General features: G+C 42.9%; 17 protein-coding genes. 5 read left to right on the top strand and 12 right to left on the bottom strand.

The genetic code is table 11. The features are described from left to right. Position 1 precedes the first annotated feature (1 nt). From ABF638_RS01395 to ABF638_RS01370, 6 genes are all read right to left on the bottom strand, one after another. Complete coding sequence (locus ABF638_RS01395) at positions 2-3,214, bottom strand: plasmid replication protein, CyRepA1 family (protein WP_435019595.1); 3,213 nt, start codon at positions 3,212-3,214, stop codon at positions 2-4. 223 nt (positions 3,215-3,437) lie between these two features. Then, positions 3,438-4,043: an alpha-ketoglutarate-dependent dioxygenase AlkB family protein gene (locus ABF638_RS01390; protein ID WP_435019593.1), complete on the bottom strand. Its 606-nt coding sequence runs from the start codon at positions 4,041-4,043 to the stop codon at positions 3,438-3,440. Positions 4,044-4,087: 44 nt separating this feature from the next. Next, positions 4,088-4,885, bottom strand: coding sequence for a hypothetical protein (locus ABF638_RS01385; protein ID WP_435019591.1), 798 nt, complete (start codon positions 4,883-4,885; stop codon positions 4,088-4,090). A gap of 26 nt (positions 4,886-4,911) precedes the next feature. Beyond that, entirely contained in the window at positions 4,912-5,370 is a 459-nt protein-coding gene (locus ABF638_RS01380; protein ID WP_435019589.1) for a DUF1392 domain-containing protein, read from the bottom strand. A gap of 67 nt (positions 5,371-5,437) precedes the next feature. Next, on the bottom strand, positions 5,438-5,653 hold the full coding sequence (locus tag ABF638_RS01375) for a hypothetical protein (RefSeq protein WP_435019587.1): 216 nt from the start codon (positions 5,651-5,653) through the stop codon (positions 5,438-5,440). A gap of 174 nt (positions 5,654-5,827) precedes the next feature. Further along, positions 5,828-6,718: a hypothetical protein gene (locus ABF638_RS01370; RefSeq protein ID WP_435019585.1), complete on the bottom strand. Its 891-nt coding sequence runs from the start codon at positions 6,716-6,718 to the stop codon at positions 5,828-5,830. 183 nt (positions 6,719-6,901) lie between these two features. On the opposite strand from ABF638_RS01370, the gene ABF638_RS01365 reads away from it, so the two are divergent. Together ABF638_RS01365 and ABF638_RS01360 are read left to right on the top strand one after the other, a co-directional pair. Beyond that, positions 6,902-7,147: a helix-turn-helix domain-containing protein gene (locus ABF638_RS01365; protein ID WP_435019769.1), complete on the top strand. Its 246-nt coding sequence runs from the start codon at positions 6,902-6,904 to the stop codon at positions 7,145-7,147. Between the two features lie 109 nt (positions 7,148-7,256). Beyond that, positions 7,257-8,195, top strand: coding sequence for a hypothetical protein (locus tag ABF638_RS01360; RefSeq protein WP_435019583.1), 939 nt, complete (start codon positions 7,257-7,259; stop codon positions 8,193-8,195). 143 nt (positions 8,196-8,338) lie between these two features. On the opposite strand, the gene ABF638_RS01355 is transcribed toward ABF638_RS01360, so the two are convergent. Then, positions 8,339-8,818, bottom strand: coding sequence for a GNAT family N-acetyltransferase (locus ABF638_RS01355; protein WP_435019581.1), 480 nt, complete (start codon positions 8,816-8,818; stop codon positions 8,339-8,341). Positions 8,819-9,107: 289 nt separating this feature from the next. Between ABF638_RS01355 and ABF638_RS01350 the strand changes: the two genes are divergently transcribed. The 3 genes from ABF638_RS01350 (at position 9,108) to ABF638_RS01340 (ending at position 11,777) form a co-directional block, all read left to right on the top strand. Beyond that, positions 9,108-9,341 (top strand): hypothetical protein, encoded by a 234-nt coding sequence (locus tag ABF638_RS01350; protein WP_435019579.1) that lies wholly within the window; start codon positions 9,108-9,110, stop codon positions 9,339-9,341. A 438-nt stretch (positions 9,342-9,779) separates the two neighbouring features. Beyond that, a complete protein-coding gene (locus ABF638_RS01345) occupies positions 9,780-11,327 on the top strand; it encodes an AAA family ATPase (RefSeq protein ID WP_435019767.1) in 1,548 nt (515 codons plus the stop codon). A gap of 75 nt (positions 11,328-11,402) precedes the next feature. Continuing rightward, a complete protein-coding gene (locus ABF638_RS01340; RefSeq protein WP_094333579.1) occupies positions 11,403-11,777 on the top strand; it encodes a DUF1257 domain-containing protein in 375 nt (124 codons plus the stop codon). Between the two features lie 89 nt (positions 11,778-11,866). Here ABF638_RS01340 and ABF638_RS01335 read toward each other — a convergent pair whose 3' ends face one another. The 5 genes from ABF638_RS01335 to ABF638_RS01315 all read right to left on the bottom strand — a co-directional run bounded on the left by ABF638_RS01335 (position 11,867) and on the right by ABF638_RS01315 (position 16,412). Then, positions 11,867-13,093, bottom strand: a complete 1,227-nt coding sequence (locus ABF638_RS01335) for a WD40 repeat domain-containing protein (protein ID WP_435019577.1) — start codon at positions 13,091-13,093, stop codon at positions 11,867-11,869. A gap of 84 nt (positions 13,094-13,177) precedes the next feature. After that, positions 13,178-14,476, bottom strand: a complete 1,299-nt coding sequence (locus ABF638_RS01330) for a WD40 repeat domain-containing protein (RefSeq protein WP_435019575.1) — start codon at positions 14,474-14,476, stop codon at positions 13,178-13,180. Positions 14,477-14,513: 37 nt separating this feature from the next. Next, on the bottom strand, positions 14,514-15,302 hold the full coding sequence (locus ABF638_RS01325; RefSeq protein WP_435019573.1) for a GUN4 domain-containing protein: 789 nt from the start codon (positions 15,300-15,302) through the stop codon (positions 14,514-14,516). Between the two features lie 7 nt (positions 15,303-15,309). Continuing rightward, positions 15,310-15,912, bottom strand: coding sequence for a hypothetical protein (locus tag ABF638_RS01320; protein ID WP_435019571.1), 603 nt, complete (start codon positions 15,910-15,912; stop codon positions 15,310-15,312). A gap of 95 nt (positions 15,913-16,007) precedes the next feature. Continuing rightward, positions 16,008-16,412 carry a WD40 repeat domain-containing protein gene (locus ABF638_RS01315; RefSeq protein WP_435019569.1) on the bottom strand — a complete coding sequence of 135 codons (405 nt, stop codon included), beginning with the start codon at positions 16,410-16,412 and terminating at the stop codon, positions 16,008-16,010. Between the last annotated feature and the right edge of the window lie 239 nt (positions 16,413-16,651).

The raw sequence follows: 16,651 nt of genomic DNA, 5'->3' as shown, positions 1-16,651 counted from the left end.
TCTAAGCCGTTTTGAGCCAATCACAGACCACAGACTTACACCCATCCGTAAAGCTGACCCAAACCTGCCACTGCCCCAAATACCCATTCCAGTAAGGCTCACTACCAGCCACCCCAACAGCCGAGCCAATTGTGGAGACTAACTGGTTGTAGAACGAGCCAGCGCTGTCCAAGCCTTGCTGTATTTTCAGTTTCAGCCCTTTCCAGGCTTGTCCTTGGGGGCTTTCCACTACCTCTTCTAATATTCGGGAGGTTGTGTCAATCACTGGTGTCGATAAAACTATATTATCACTGACTGACACCGACTCACTAAGAAACACTTCATCCCGATTAAACCACTGCCCAAAAATTGAATTACGCTGATCATCAGGGGCAACAAACCGATAGACGCACTCCCGATTTTCACGCTTACCCAACCGACCAACATAATCCAACTTCAAGTCGATCTTGGCAAGTAACTTCTGAGCGATCGCAATCGGGGTCAGTTTTTCAGAAATCGAAACATTCAAGTAATTTTTGATAACGTGCCTATGCTGAACAGCCAGAGCCTTAAACTCCACCATCCTCTTGTCACTTCCCCGCAACTGAACGTCTGGCGTGAGAAACTGCAACAGATTCAGATTTTCGAGTAACAACACAGCAGGTAATAACTGTCCTTTGTTAAAATCCGGTTTCCAAACTGAATTCTCCCCAGCCTCTAACTGCGATGCAGCTCGTTTAGCATCACGGTTCGTCAGAAATTCCCGTCCCAGTGTCAAATAATAGTGCATCCGCAGTTGAGGATACCAGCCGTCGTCATCTTTCTCGACCAAATCAGGCGTTACATCAACTTCATAACGACGGGATAATTCCGCCTTGCGCTGCTGGTGTCGCTCGGTTTTCGTTTTCGCCCGTTTGTCTTGCAGCTTCTTCAGTTCAGCCCCAGAGAGTTCATCAGCTTGCGCGATCGCTTGACACTCCGCAGCATACAATTCAACAGATGCCGCCTTAACCGACTCGATTACTGCCCCACTCTCGTCATCATCAACATCGTCGGCATCGATAATGGTGTAACCATCCTCGACCAACCCCGCAAGCACAGATTCTCTATAGCGCCGCATCTCCACGTTAATCACAGAACCCCGCTTACCCCAAGTCTGCAATGACTCCGGCTGAAAATTCTGGTCAATAAAGCTGTAATCGTCATTGTCCGCCGCCGACAACAGCGCAATGTTAGCCTGTGTTGCGACGTGTTGACTTCGCAGCAATCCTCCGATGGATGTGGAACCATTGCCTACAACACCCATCCCCCATTCTCTCACCCAAATGTGACGGTCAACAGTTTCCCTAACCCTTGCCAACATCTGCCGCACAGAATTAACCGGTTGCACTCCCTGAAATATCCCCCAAACACCATCAAAATGTCCTCGAATATCGATGCTGACCCCAGTTTCTAAACTTGGAGATGCGATAACCAAATCATACTGAGTCAGAATTTCGTTCAAGTGAGCGATACAACCGAAAGCCGCATGAGATGGATCAGCAACGGATTCGCTGTCAATTCTCAGTATTCGCAGATGTGGAAATTTGCGGCGAAAGCGTTCCTCAAGTGCTTGGGTTCCCCATTTTGACTTGGCTTTTTGAGCAGAACAACATAATAAATGATGCCCCCCTCTGGCAATAGCTTTGTCCAGTGCAGCAATCAAATTCTTCGGATTACTGCCAGAATAGTTGTAACAGTTTCCGGCTACATGCCGATAGTTGTTGACGATGACGAAAGGATTAACCCGATATTCTCCAGCGAGTGATAAAACATACTTCACATCAGTATCTGACACATCTGCACTAGACAGGTAAATCTTTCCTTGACTACTCCCTAGAACATTCTGCACTAGTTGTTTGAGGTTTTTGAGAACGGACACACGCCGCTTTTGCACTTCAGTACCAGAGTTGAGCAAATGCCAGAATACTTGGTCACATTCATCAATAATAATGACATCATTCGACCAGTCATTGGGGTTGAATCGCGCTTGACTTTCTTGATGCAGCGAATCAACGCACACCCCGTATCCTAATAATGTGCCTGTTTCCGAAGTGTGGACTTCGGTAACATAGTTAACACCAAACCGATTACACAACGCCTCACCCAGTTGAATACGATGGGTGATTATTAATACCCGTCTCTCTTGGTCATGCGCCTTCGCCACCTCAGTTGCCAGCCATTCGGTTTTACCTGTTCCTTTGGGAGCTTTGAGGATAATCAGTTTTTCGCCTTCGGGAACAAGCAGATGGCCGAGGAATCTTTGGTTGAGTGCGATTGACGGTGGGTAAGTTAGCAGAGTGAACAGCTTAATCTCCCATAACTCCAGTACAACGGCAGTGTTGTAGAGTGCGTCAAAAGCTGATTGTCCTTTGGCAACAATAAAATCATCAACCCCTTTTTCTGCCCCTAGCGGTAAATCAATCACTCGCAGTGAACAACCCTCATTTACCAGCAGCCGTCCCATGCGACTGATAGCGGTTCTGACTCGCTGGACTGTCTCAGGTTTGTTGTCTTGGTCAAAGCAAACGTTGACAAGTCTCCCCCGTGTTGCGAAATGTTTCAAGTCGGGGATGAGGAATGGTTTACCGATGGCAGTACCGTACTCATCCTGGGGTGTGCGGTATCCAGCGTTTACTCCCGGAATTGCGATCGCAGCATAACCAGCAGTCAGTAACGCCCCTGCTTTTTTGACCCCTTCGACAATTGTGACTGGTACATTATGCTTCCAAACCCAATGCCAGAAGCCGCCAGGATGCTGTAGGTCTTCCTCAGTGATGGGGATGCCGCTGCGATTGGAAACTTTCACCCAAATGCGATTCGGGACTAGGAGGAAGAAAGCGCGTGTCTCTTCTCTATATGGATGTTCGTACTTGATGAATTTGTGGATCTTTTGGCGATCTCTTCGGGGGTGGTCGGGTTTGAAGCAGCCCCACATCATCAGGACGTATTCGTTCAGGGGGTCAACGCCACTGCACCACCAGCCGCCGAATTCAATGTGCTGATATTTTTTCAAATCGCGATCGCGTAATCGTCCATCATTGCGACGGGAGATTTTGGGACTGTAGAGGAGATATTCGTAGGGTAAAGTCCCAGACAGCGATCGCACATTCAGAGCAATGATTTCTTCGTCAACGCCACTATTTAACCATTCTTGTAAGTGTAGAGCTTGAGAATCGGTTTCGATTATATTCATATCCCCTCCAGTATTTTGAAGCAATGCAAAGCTTGGGGTATTGAGTCATACCGCCTTTTAGGTGAGTTACGTAGACACGAGTTAAAGAAGCGTGGTTTTAAGAGAAGCGATCAACAGGACTTGTATTGGTAGTTGTTTTTTTCGTCCTATTGACTGCTTTTTAACCGGACTTAATAGTACAGATGAACTAAGAAACTGTCATTTTACATGATCACTGGCCTTGTCAGAATGATCTCCCACCTCCGGTATGTGGTCGGAAGGTGAGATTGATTCGGGTGCTAACCACTTTGTTGGTTTTCGGAATTTGGTGCAGATGCGTAGACTGACAGCCTGGGTGCATCACGAGTAAGCTGCCGTGTTCCAGCCAGAAATCTGTCGGTTTGCCATTTCTCGGTTTGATTTGGAATTTGCGACATGACCCCAGGCTTATGGAAGCGATCGCTGGGTTAAATCCCATCGATGGTTCATTGTCGGAATGCCAGCCGATACTGTCCTGTCCACTGCGATACTGATTTCCGATAACAATGCGGAATTTGTAGCTAGTCAAAGCCGTGATGCGATCACGCAAGTTAGCCAGATTGTCTGTCCAAGTTAGGGGCTTCAAAAACACGCTGTTGGAATAAAGATAATCACATCCAGCATCACCGTAAATACATTCGAGGCGGGGGACGGGCATTGTTTTACCCGCAATTCTGATTTGGTTCTGCTGCCACTCCAGTTTCAAGCAGTGTTGGTAGAATTCGTTTGCAAGTTCTTGACTTAAGAAATCGGGGTAATAAGTGATGGGTAAAACTGGGGTTGATTCCTGAAACAAATTGAGTTGTTGCATGATACTTTTCTCCAGCTAAAAATGTATAGGGAAAACAATTGCTGTTAGTTTTGACCAGTAGAAAAAACCTCAATCAACACACTTTCTGGATATAAACCAACTTTTCCAAAACGTGGATCATGAATGCGTTCGATTTCTATTCCTTGTTTCCGACACAATGCACTTGCTTTTCTACCTTTAGTACCCGCTTCTTTTACCGATATTTCTAAACCTTGAAGATTAGCGAAACCAACAATACTATATTTATGTCCGCATGGAGTGTTTACCCTGTCCTGTTCAACTTCAACCGCTTTGAGACGGTGTTGTAGTTGTTGATTGAGATTTTGTTGGGCAAGAATAGCTTGCTCTAGTTCGCGCTGACGGCAGTCTTGCTCAAAAAGTTGTTGGGCAATTGCAACTAGATTCTGTGCATTTTGAAGAATGATTTCTATTGGCGATTGTGGCTGTTGAACAGTTGGCGGTTTCACCCATCCTAAAATGTCTTGAATCCATGCTCTAACGCCAATGGTATTAAATGCTTTGCAAACTAATCTGGCTTGTTTAGTACAGTATCGCCCTGCTTCGTGAGCGTAGTAGTCTAAGATAATAGCGATCGCAATATCGGGGATACCGTTGGTTTTCCATTCTCGGAGTTCCGCAGGATGAAAACCATGCTCTGCAAGGATTATAGCTAATCTTGAAGGCTTCAGTTCCGCACTATCTAAAGAGCTACGAATTGCTTTTTCATCAACTCCAGCCAGTCTTGCTGCTGCCCGAACACTGGCTTTACCCTGACCATTAGCGTTGACCTGAATCTCTTGTTTTATTTGTTCGATGATTTCGACGATTTCAATTTGTGACATAACTTTAGTTGTGTGATTAAAGAGAATTAAACATTTACCCGCACTAAACTTTTTTCACCAACTAATGAGAAACGATTCGATATAGTTGGTGTATTAATTAACGTTGGTGACATCAATTCAACAAGGTAAAACCAAGAATCATGCACCAGTGCAATCCCCAAAACCAGCCGTTGCTTTGTTCCTTTGTCGTGAGAGCAGAGGATCACTCGTTCGCCCAAAACAAAAACAGGTTTTTGCACAGTGATGACTTCTAACTCTCCAGTCCCGATGATTTGGTTTTGTGTGGCGTGGAGTATTTCTTTACCGCAATCAATTGAATAAATCCAACATTCGTGTTTCCATTGGATACCGCAGCAGTAACCGAACGTTCTTGTTGTGCGGAGAAAAACTCTCTCCAGTAAATTAACTGCAATGGGTGGAATTGTTCCACGCCAAGGTGGAGAAAGATACCAACTTGTTTGAAGTGCGTTAATGTTGTCAATCATGCTCGTCTTCCTAATAGGTAGTTAATCGCTTCAACATCAAGAGCGGCAATGCGTTTTTTAATTGTTTTCACCAGTTCATTAATCTTGCTAATATGAAGTAGACTTGGGCGGTCAACATCCTGAAATTGCAGCCACTCTCACGCCAGCCATCACCGAATTGTTCAGCCAATTCTGTGCCTGATGGGTAGTGGTAAAGTCCTAGAATCAAACCTTGTTGTGTACGCCGATCCAAAGCAAAGCGTGGGTAGCCCCAGTGTTGGGGGATTGAGATTGTAGGTTGCATAGATGTGAATAGGTGAATAAAGGGAAAATGAGAGAAGAATTCAGGAGTCAGAATTCAGAAGTCAGAATTTCGGGAAGAGGTGGGAAGAAGAGGAGGAAGGCAGATTTTATTAACTTCTGCACCCTGCTCTTTGTTTCTTTACTGACTCCTGACTCCTGGATTCTGACTACTGAATTACGCTGTGACTAACTCCGCTCTCTCCAGCAGCCGTTGTAATTTATCGCGAGTTAGCTGTTCTAACGGTTGCTCTAAAAAATATTCATCAAAAATGGATTTACTATCAGTAGACACGTCCACCATCGACAGCGATCGCACAGCATCAAGCACCGAGTTAGAATACTGCTGCTGGACTGAATAACGCCTCTTCACCCACCAGTTCCCGTCAGTGCATCCGACTTGCCCCAGTTTCACGCCCTTGTTGTTGTAAATGCCATCATCGAGAATTTCAAACCCATAATTCTGGCACTCGTTGAAGATATGCGCCATGATTCGGTTTTCGGTAGAAGAGGAAGGCATGGGGGCAGAGGTGCAGAGGGGCAGAGGAGAAAGCTGTTGTAAGTTTTTCCCGTCTGCACCCCTGCTTCCCTGCACCTCTGCTTTTTCCTGCACAGGTAATGAACCGTCTTTGTAGTGAGTGCAGATAAAGCGATCGCAACGCATTAGAGTGTTGGCACGAAATACTTCTTTCTCGTTAACCATCACTACCCAGCGTTGCGTTAAGTGGTTGTCGTCATGGCTGATGCTGGCTACCAGTTTGTCATCAGCGTAATATTCGTGATGGTCAAACGAGATTTCGACTATTCTGAGGGGTTCGGGAGCTACGGTTTGGGCTTGGTCGGCGATGTAGTTGTCGAGTTCGGCTTGGGCGAGGGCTTGGTTGTCGGGGGCAGTGGGGGCGAGTTTCTGAACCTTGCTTGCCTGATAGTTAACAATGGCGGAAATCCAGGCATCCTTGCAGCGTTTGTCGCTTACTTCGACTGTGCAGCCGATTTCGCTGTAGATTTGCTTGAGCCGCGCAATAGATTTCAGTTGCAGCTGTTGTTGGCTATATGTCGGATATGTCATGATTGTTAAACTCCTTGAAATTAGGATTAGAGAAGCGCTCTAGATTGGTAGTCGGGGGCGCTTTCTCTACATCTTCATAGTACACTATTAGTTTATAGTGTGTCAACTAGTAGTTAGTAGTGTATAGTAAAACTAATAGTTAACGCTTTACTCTAAGGAGGTGGTAGTGTGATTAGTGCAAAAATGCGAATAAGACAAGTCAAGGAAATTGAAATTGAGGGGCTAGGAGAGCGGATTAAGCAAGCTCGATTAGATTCGAGTAAGTCTCTAGAGCAAATATGTGATGAAGTTGGTTTGTCGCGCACTTACTGGTATGACATCGAAAAGGAAACTCTTAAAGGGGCGCTTTCAATTGAAAACCTTCGCAAAATCGAAGAAGTTTTGGGAGTTTCCTTCGGTGTAAACCTGGAGGAAGATTGTGATATTTAATCATGCTACTGTCAATCCACAGGTTTTGTTGGTGAGTACTTTGGGAGAGATTATCGCAACTAACTATCACACTTTGAGCAAATGCCATTGAACTAAAAGAGGTGGAAACATGAACAAACCACCTCGTAAACGCAAAAAAGCCACCTCTGGCGCATCCAGTGGCTCGGAACCACCAGCTAGCTCTACAAATGAGGATATCTCCCAGCAAGTAGATCCTGCTACAGCAACAATTACGGTTACTGCTGTTGAAGTTCCAGAGTTGACAGAGGAAGAACAGCGCGATCGCCTGCACCTGGAGCGGAAGGTGGAACGGGCGTTTTTTGAGGCGGGCAAAGCACTGACAGAATTGAGGGACAGACGGCTTTATCGCTCCACGCATAAAACATTTGAGGAATACTGCCGCGATCGCTTTGGGCATAGTCGGCAACAGTCAAATTACTTGATTGCAGCAGCTGGTGTTTACGAAAATTTGACAACCATTGGTTGTCAAAATGTGGCAAATGAGAATTTGACAACCAATGGATCACAAATTCTGCCCACGAGTGAGCGCCAAGTGCGACCCATGACAAAGCTTGAACCCCAGGAACAGCAAGAAGTGTGGCTAAGAGCAGTAGAACTTGCTGGTGGGAAAGTGCCGACTGGTAGGATTGTGAAAGATGTGGTGCAAAGGATCATGAAACGCACGAAAGTACCCAATACCTACCAGATAGGTGAAGTGTGCCAAATCCTTGCAAAGGACAACCCCGAACTTAGAGGCAAAGCTGGGTGCTGGGCGATTGTCAGCCAAGCAAATGAGTTCAGTTGCACTGTGAGAATGTGGGATGGCGAGTACACGGTTGGTTTGCAGCACCTCAAATCTTATAATTACCTGCCTGCCGAGTGTGAGCAGATGCGGGTGATTTGCGATCGCATCAATCAGGTATATTCGAGTGGGCTGGAGGAGTCGGTGCAGAAGTTTCTGGAGTCGTTGGGGAAGCTGAATCGGGCTTATTTGACTGGACTGGAAGAGAAAGTGCTGACTGTCTTGGAGTCGGAAATTAGAGATTAATGCAACAAAGAAGCAATGCCACAATGCTGTAAGTGATTCTACAAAATAAAATTTTGACTAAAAAGCCTTGTTCGGTAATGAGAAATCAAGCATTAGTGAGACTCGAAATACAGGTTTTTACAAATATCCTGTCTCAATGCGTTTTACAGTTTTTTAAAGTACCTGGCAATTGGTAGCAACCCGAAACCCAGCTTTTCATAAGTACAACGTGCTGGTGCATGACCAGGATCACCTCCAGTCTCGACCATAGCAATGGACATACCAGCAGCTTTCATCTGATTAAGAGCGAACTCGACCAGAGCGGCTCCAATGCCAAGACGTTGATAATCTGGATCAACAGCAATCATGTAGATTTCTCCCATACTACTCTCTGAATCGAGTTTCACGGCTACAAAGCCCACGGTTGAATCAGAGTCGATGGCAACCCACACCTTCATGTCTGCTGTAGTACAGACGGACTCGACAGCATTAAGCTGGCTTACACGCCAACCATCAGGGTAGAATGAATGGTAAACCTCAATATCCATCGCTTTTTGAATCGAATCAAAGACTGGACTCCATGCCCGAAGTGAAAGACTTTTGATGGTATCAAGTTGGCTATCTTCGTATGGTTCAATTCGCATAAAGGTATTATGTGGTTATAGTGTGTTACATAAATACTATTAGCTAATCTTTTGTTTTTTGTATGGATTGACTACCTGAAGCCACTGAATTACCTGGAGTCTGGATGTCAGCAGATGTAGCTAATCGGCGGTAAGCGAAGCCATGCCGTTAGGCTTATCGCATTAATCGGGTGTATTCAGATTTGCTCTTTGGAGACAGTCAAAAGTCTGTTGCAGTCTTTGGGGAAGTTGAGCCGTCCTTATCTTACCGTTGTGGAAGAAAAGCTGTTGAAGCTTCTGGAGTTGGAATATGGGAGAATGCCCTGAACAATTTTGGCAATTTGGCATCCAATGTCTTTGGGTTCCAGTTTCAATGGATTTAGCAACGCAACGGGACAGTGAAGAAGTTGTACGAAGGATAGGACAAAACTTTCCGCAACTGGTGTCCCATACTACGCCAGTTGTAAGCGTGAGTGCTGTAGAAACGCTCTACATATTGATACAGCGCTCAATGGAGTTCAGTTCCCACTCTACAACTGGCTAAAAATGAACAAAACCAAATAAAACCTCAGAAGATGCAAAGATGCAGATAGCTGGGATTGCTTCTTTGGCGATCGCCAGCCTTTTTACGTTGGTACAGACTGTTGATTACTGGAAGTCCTTAATTTTTATATTTTTTTGATGAATTTATACTAGTATTCTTGGAAAGAATATAGTATTAATTAAGACTAAATAATTACTAGTACAGCACGGCAGAAATAAACATAACATTTGAAATGGCGCAAAAGCGCAAAGATAAGAGTTTTAAACACTTGATTTGGGAATTTCATACTTCAAATCAGCAATGCTAAAAACTCTTCTTCCTATACCCTTATACCCATTTTCAAGAGAAATGAGCAATTTTCATCAATATGGAAAAGGAGATGCAACTCATAACAGCGAGAATCAGCAATACGCCTCCTTAGTAGAGCAACTTGATTTGATGATTCGGGCAAGGTATCCCTTACTGTATGTGATTTCCGTTGAAGAAGAACCTGTGGAAGAAGTGTTGCAGCAAGTTGCATTGCGTTCTGTGCCCAAACGACAGCTTTTATTTTGGGATATTGTCCGGGGTTGGAGTGACAATGGTGCAGATAAAGGTTCGGTGATGGCGGCGTTAGGGCGAATTGGCAAAGCCGATGCCCAAACACCTGCAATGTTTGTACTGCGGGATTTGCATCCATTTGTGAAAAATCCGACTATGGAGAAAAATGCCCCAATTGTGCGGGAGTTGCGAAACTTGACGCGGGAGTTAAAGCGATCGCGTAAAATTATCATCACCACCAGCCATACTTTAGAACTTCCCGACGAGTTACTGCAAGAAGTGACAGTAGTGGATTTTCCCTTACCTAGCGTTAGCGAAATAGATAATTTAATTCAACAGTTGGTAGTACCAGATAAATTAAATGTTTCTGGCTTGGCGCGAGAACAGTTAGTTAAAGCCTGTCAAGGTTTAAGTCGCACCCGAATTTCGAGAGTGTTGGCAAAAGCTTTAGCTGCTAAACAGCAGGTAAATGAGTCTGACATTGACGGCGTATTGGAAGAAAAAAAGCAAGCAATCCGCCAAACTGGGATTTTAGAATTTTTCACACCCCAAGAATCACTCAAACGAGTTGGTGGATTAGATCAACTCAAACAGTGGGTACTAATGCGCCAAGATGCTTTTACCGAAGAAGCCAGACGCTACGGTATTCCTAACCCCAAAGGGATGTTACTTGTGGGCATTCAGGGAACAGGTAAATCTCTTTCAGCCAAGACAATTGCCCATGAATGGCGCTTACCGTTATTAAGATTAGATTCTGGGCGTTTATTTGGTGGGATTGTCGGCGAAAGTGAAAGCCGCGTGCGTCAAATGATTCAGCTAACTGAAGCAATGGCACCGTGCGTTTTGTGGATTGATGAAATCGATAAAGCCTTTGGCAATATTACCAGTAGCATTGATGGGGATTCGGGGACATCGCGCCGCGTATTTGGCAGTTTGATTACCTGGATGCAGGAGAAAACCGCGAGTGTGTTTATTGTCGCCACGGCAAATAATGTGAAAATATTACCAGCCGAGTTGTTGCGAAAAGGAAGATTTGATGAAATTTTCTTTTTGAATCTACCTACAGAAGCCGAACGCCAAGAGATTTTTAAGGTGCATTTGCAACGGTTACGCCCGAATCGGCTGCGAGAATTTAACTTAGCTTTGTTAGCCAAACAAAGTCTCAATTTTAGCGGTGCGGAAATTGAGCAGGTAATCGTTGATGCCATGCACCAAGCGTTTTCCACAAGAGTTGAGGGACAGCGCCGAGACTTTAATACAGAGGATATTTTACAGGCTGTAGCGCAGACAGTGCCACTAGCTGCGATCGCACATGAACAAATTGAAGCATTAAAGCAATGGGCAGCACAAGCCGGTGCCAGAACCGCCTCTAATGATGTGCTGTTGGTAGAAGAATTAAAGCAATATTCAACCGAACAAGGAATAGGCCCTTTAGAAGTCGATTAAAATAGAAAAAATACGTGTTTCCTACGCCTCGTTATTTAATCCAAAATCCCAAATCTAAAATCCAAAATTGGTATTATGTCTCATTTCACAACTATCAAAGTCCAAATCAAACACGGTGAAATTCTGCATGAAGTTTTGCAAGAATTAAACTATCAAGTTGAATGCAACACGAATGTACGCGGATATCAAGGCGATACGACTCAAGCTGAGTATGTGATTCGCCAGAAGAATGGTTATGATTTAGGTTTTCGCCGCAGTGGTGAAAATTACGAAATAGTTGCAGACTTTTGGGGAGCAAAAATTAATCAACAGCAGTTTGTTAACTCCATCAGCCAAAAATATGCTCATAAAACCTTGATGGCAACAGTGCAAGAACAAGGTTTTAATGTGGAGGATGAAGAAGTATTAGCAGATGGAACTGTGCGAGTAGTTGTAGGGCGTTGGGTGTAAATAAGTGCTTGGGCTGGGAAAGATGCCCAGCCTAAATATTTAACCTCTTGCAAAAGTCCTAATTACGAATTATGAATTACGAATTAGTATTAGTCTGGTATACTCCAAATTTTGATAGTTCCATAATGGCTTCCACTAACTATAGTTTTTCCATCAGGACTAACAGCTATGCAAGTAACACTAGCTGAATGTCCTTCTAAATCGTGAATTGCTTCGCCTGTAAGTAAATTCCAAATTCTAATAGTGCGATTTAAAGCACCAAAGAAAGTTTTACTATCCTTACTAACAGATATTGAGCGAATACTATTATTTGCTTCCAGGGTAATTGTATAAATTTTCTCTTTTTTTCCTATATCCCAAACATCAACTTGATTTTCTCCACCACCAATAACAATTTTTCCATCTGGACTAATAGCAACACAAGAGAGTACTGGTAGCTCATAATTTGAATCCAATGTTTCGTTCGCTAAAGTGGCAATTTGTTGTCTTTGCTTCCAATTCCAAATTTTTATCGCCCTATCAACAGCACTGCCAATACTTAAAACTCTCCCATCAATACTAAGTGCAAGATTAACAATATTGAATTCCAAAACGTGACAATAATGTTGCTCCAAATTATAGTATTTTCCTGAAAGAGGGTGTTCCCAAACACAAATATTGTTATCTTGGCTACTACTAATTAGAGTTCCATCAGGAGTAACAACAAGGGACTGAACAGCATTAAAATCTCCTTTCAGAGTACGAATTTCTTGCTTATTTTGTAAATCCCAAATTTTTATTTCATTCCAATTACTCCCATACAAAGTTCCTCCATCTGGGCTGAATGCAAGTGAGTAAGGAGTTAATATTTCGTCGAATGTACAAATTAATTGGCTTGTTTGAATATTCCATAATTTGACGTCATTATTACAGCTTCCAGTAGCAATAGTTTTTCCATTAGGACTAAATGCTATGCCCAATACATCTGATGTATGTCCGCTTAAAGTTGTTAAACATTCAAAAAATTTATAATGGTATGGATTTAAAGCTGCAATAACCTGTTCAATACCAGCTTCTTTTCTTTTATGTAATAACTTATATGCTACCGCTTTTAACTGCACTGATTCATTCTGTAAACTTTGAATGACTAACTCTAAGCCTGCATCCCCATAGTTGATAGCTTCAGTGAGTGCAGCCATTTTTACTTCTAAATTATTACTTAAAAGACGACGCTTAACGCCTTCGATTCCGCCTAGAACTACACCGGAAACTGGAGGTGGTGTTTGTCCACCAATTACAGCATCATATTCTCCCGGTTGATTAGGATTTTCTGGCATAATTTTCTTCCTCCACTCTAATACCAGTATTCCCAATTCAGGAAATGCGATCGCACTTATTTGGAATCGCACCTATCCTTGATTCTATGGAACTCGCCATACTTGAATGAATTTCCCAACGTAACTGACAATAGTCTGTCCATCTGGACTAATAGTAACCCTTGTGGCATCAGGAAGTTTAGCAAGTAATTCTTGTGTCTGCAAATTCCAGATATTAATATCACCGCCACAACTAACAAAGATTTTTCCATCTGCACTCAAAGTAAAACATCTCAATGGATCGGTATTACTAAATAATTTATGAATTTCTTTACCAGTTCTCAAGTCCCATATTCTGATGAGTTTTGGCATATGATGGTCGCTAGTTATTAAAGTTCTTCCATTCGGACTAATTGCCAGCAATACACGATTAGAATGATAGTCAAAAGTATCCTCTCCTACCAATGTGTAAATTTCACTTCCAGTTCTAAAATCCCAGATTTTTATAGGTTTATCATAACTAGCGCTTGCGAGGATGTTTGTATCTGCATTAATAGCGACAGAAGTTATACGTTGTAAATGTCCTTTGGTAATGTCAATATTTTGTTTATTTTCTAAATCCCAGACGATAATATGACCAGCTTCATTACCGCTAGCTAATATTTTGCCATCAGAACTAAGAGTAGTAGCGGTAATAGTATTACGCGTTCTAATTCTAGAGTCCCCCAACGGTTGTCCGCTAATAAGATGACTTAATTGCTCAGTATTGAGATTCCAAATTTCAGTTATAATGGTCTTGTCATGCTGAAAACCAACTATCGCCAACGTTTGAGCATCGGAACTGAAAGTTAAATGTTCTGGGTAGTGCTTCATTCTGGTACCAAAGGTTTTATTGATGGTGCGAAGGCTTTTTCCTGTCTTCAAATCCCACTTTTTAAAATCTAGAGAAGTCCCACCAATAATACTGCTATTTCTTTGAGATTCTTCATCAGAAGTGTCGCTAGCATCGCAACAGACTAGGGTTTTGCCATCGGGATGAATGGCGATCGCTGCATCATAATACTGATTAAGTTCAATTGTATAAACACACTCAAAAAACCGATAGGGATTAAATTCTAAAATTGCCTGTTTTATTTTTAATTCTGAGATATCCCGCAATAATTTATATGCTGCTAGCTGTACCCGTTGTGATGGGTCTTTTAAAGCCTGAATTACTAAATCCCAGCCTTCTTGTCTATAGTTAATGAGTTGCGAAAGCGCTAAAACGCGGTAATTTTCATCACTGTTAGCGAAACTTCGTTTTGCGCCTGACAATCCGCCTAAAACTACACCATCGACTGGCGGAGGATTTTTTCCGCCAAGCACAGCATCATATTCTCTGGGTTGATTGGTATTATCTGACATCGCTTTTTACCTGTTGCTAATACCAGTGTTCCCAAATTTAGGCTATTTTGCAGTTTGCTAATTTCTCTGCAAGCGCAGACAGGGTTCTGCAACCTGTCCAAAAGTCACCTAACCCCCAACCTATAAATGCACCGCCACGGGGTAGATGTCCTACGTTAGCACTCAAATCGAATGTCAAGTCATTCCAATACCGCCAAGCACCTTGAGAAAACCATCCCACACCTTTACCAAAGCGACACCACGCTTCCCAGTCAGGATTGGATGTACAGCCAACAATTTGCCAGATATCCGTCTGTACAACAAAGCCAAAGCGTCCATTGCTATATTTTTGCCAGAGAGTTTCAATCGTGTTTAAATCTTCACAAGGGAATTTTTCAACGTCTGATGGGTCTAAAAATCCTTGTGGTTTGCGATCGCATACGCGCAGCATTATACTAGCAGTCTCTTGGTCTGCATCTTTCCACTTTCTGGAAGCAAGCAAATTTTGCAAACGACTGTAGTTTACATCAACCGCAGAGATTAATGGTATATCACTGTGTAGATGAAACTGTACTTTTGCTAATGCTTGTTCTCCCAGCAGTGACGATACTGTAAATTCCAACTTTTCCGATTCAGTATTTACAATCTGAAACACCAATTTTGTACCAGCTTGGCCATACTTTAGGGCTTCTTCAACGGCGATAATTTGTTGTTCTAGGGATGTAGCGCTGATCAACCGTCGTTTAACACCTTCAATACCTCCTAAAACCACACCATCTTTTGGAGGTGGTACTTGTCCGCCAAGTACTGCATCATATTCTCTTGGTTGATTGGGATTTTCTGACATTGCTGTTTTATTTAGAAAATGCTTGCACTCTGTCAATACAGCCCTGCTGCACTGCTTCAATTAAAATATCTTTTGCACCTTTTCGTTTAAAGTAAAGTGCTGCATAATTACGTTGTAGCTGGGTGCCATTGAACAGGTAATGTCGAATTCGGTCTTGACCTTGAGAAGTATCAACTAAGCCCAGTGTAAAGTCAACTAACTTGTAGGTGGCGCTATTGCGGTCATATTCTAGATTATCCATCAGCGTATCGACATCGGACACTCCGCCAGCACGCGCCATCGCCACGAAAGCATCATATCTGTCAATTTTATTACCATACTCCTGAAGTATTTCTTGTACTATAGGTTCTGGTCGAGAAGCTAGTAGTGAATAAGCTGCTTGGCGTACTTTCCATAATTTATCGTCCAACGCCCAAATTACTAATTCCAAACCTGCTTCGCCATACTTGAGTGCTTCTTCTAGTGCAGCGATTCTTTGTTCAACTACCGGATTTGCCAACCGTCTTTTAACACCTTCTAGTCCTCCTAATACTACAGCACCAGGAGGCGCTTTTTCTTGACCACCAAGGACAGCATCATAAACTGTTGGGCGATTGGAATTTTTTGACATCGTGCTTTTACTTTTTATTTATATGATGGAATTATTGAGTGCGATCGCTACAATCGCCTAATTTCATAAATACGCTCTCTATGGGGTAATTATTTTTAATTACAGAAGTGCGATCGCACTTTTTCCTGACCTGATGGCAATCCCCATATTTTAATAGTCCCGTCTACACTACCGCTAACCAGAGTTTGCCCATCAGGGCTAATATCAACAGAACGAACCACACCTGCATGTCTGTTGCAGATAGCTTTTCCCTGTCCTGTTTTTAAATCCCATACTTTGATAGTGCCATCCCCACAACTACTGATTAGATTCTGTCCATCTGGACTGATAGCAACACAAAGAATACTACCTGATTGTGCATTTATGGTAAATTTTTCCTCTCCTGTAGGCAAACTCCAAACTTTAATTATGCTGTTGTTATCACCACTAACTAAAGTTTCTCCATCTGGACTAATTGCAATGGACAGAACAGGCTGAGAATGTGCTTTGAGGGTACGCATTAGTTCGCCTGTCTCCAAATTCCATATATCAATGCGATTGCTATCATTCTGGAGTTTAGACTAAAAGCGATATGAGAGAACGCAAATTAAAAGGAATTAGAGGTTAAAAATATTATCTTGTCAGCCTAAAAGCATCCCTGACTTTTAACAATTATTGCGTAGTATACCCGTCCAAAAAATAATACAATAATGATAATCATGAAAAGGGTGGGAGAGAAACTAGCAACGCTAGTTTCTCT

This window comes from Nostoc sp. CALU 1950, assembly GCF_051172895.1.
Classification (GTDB): domain Bacteria; phylum Cyanobacteriota; class Cyanobacteriia; order Cyanobacteriales; family Nostocaceae; genus Nostoc; species Nostoc edaphicum_A.
This window is presented reverse-complemented; position numbering and strand designations above follow the sequence as displayed.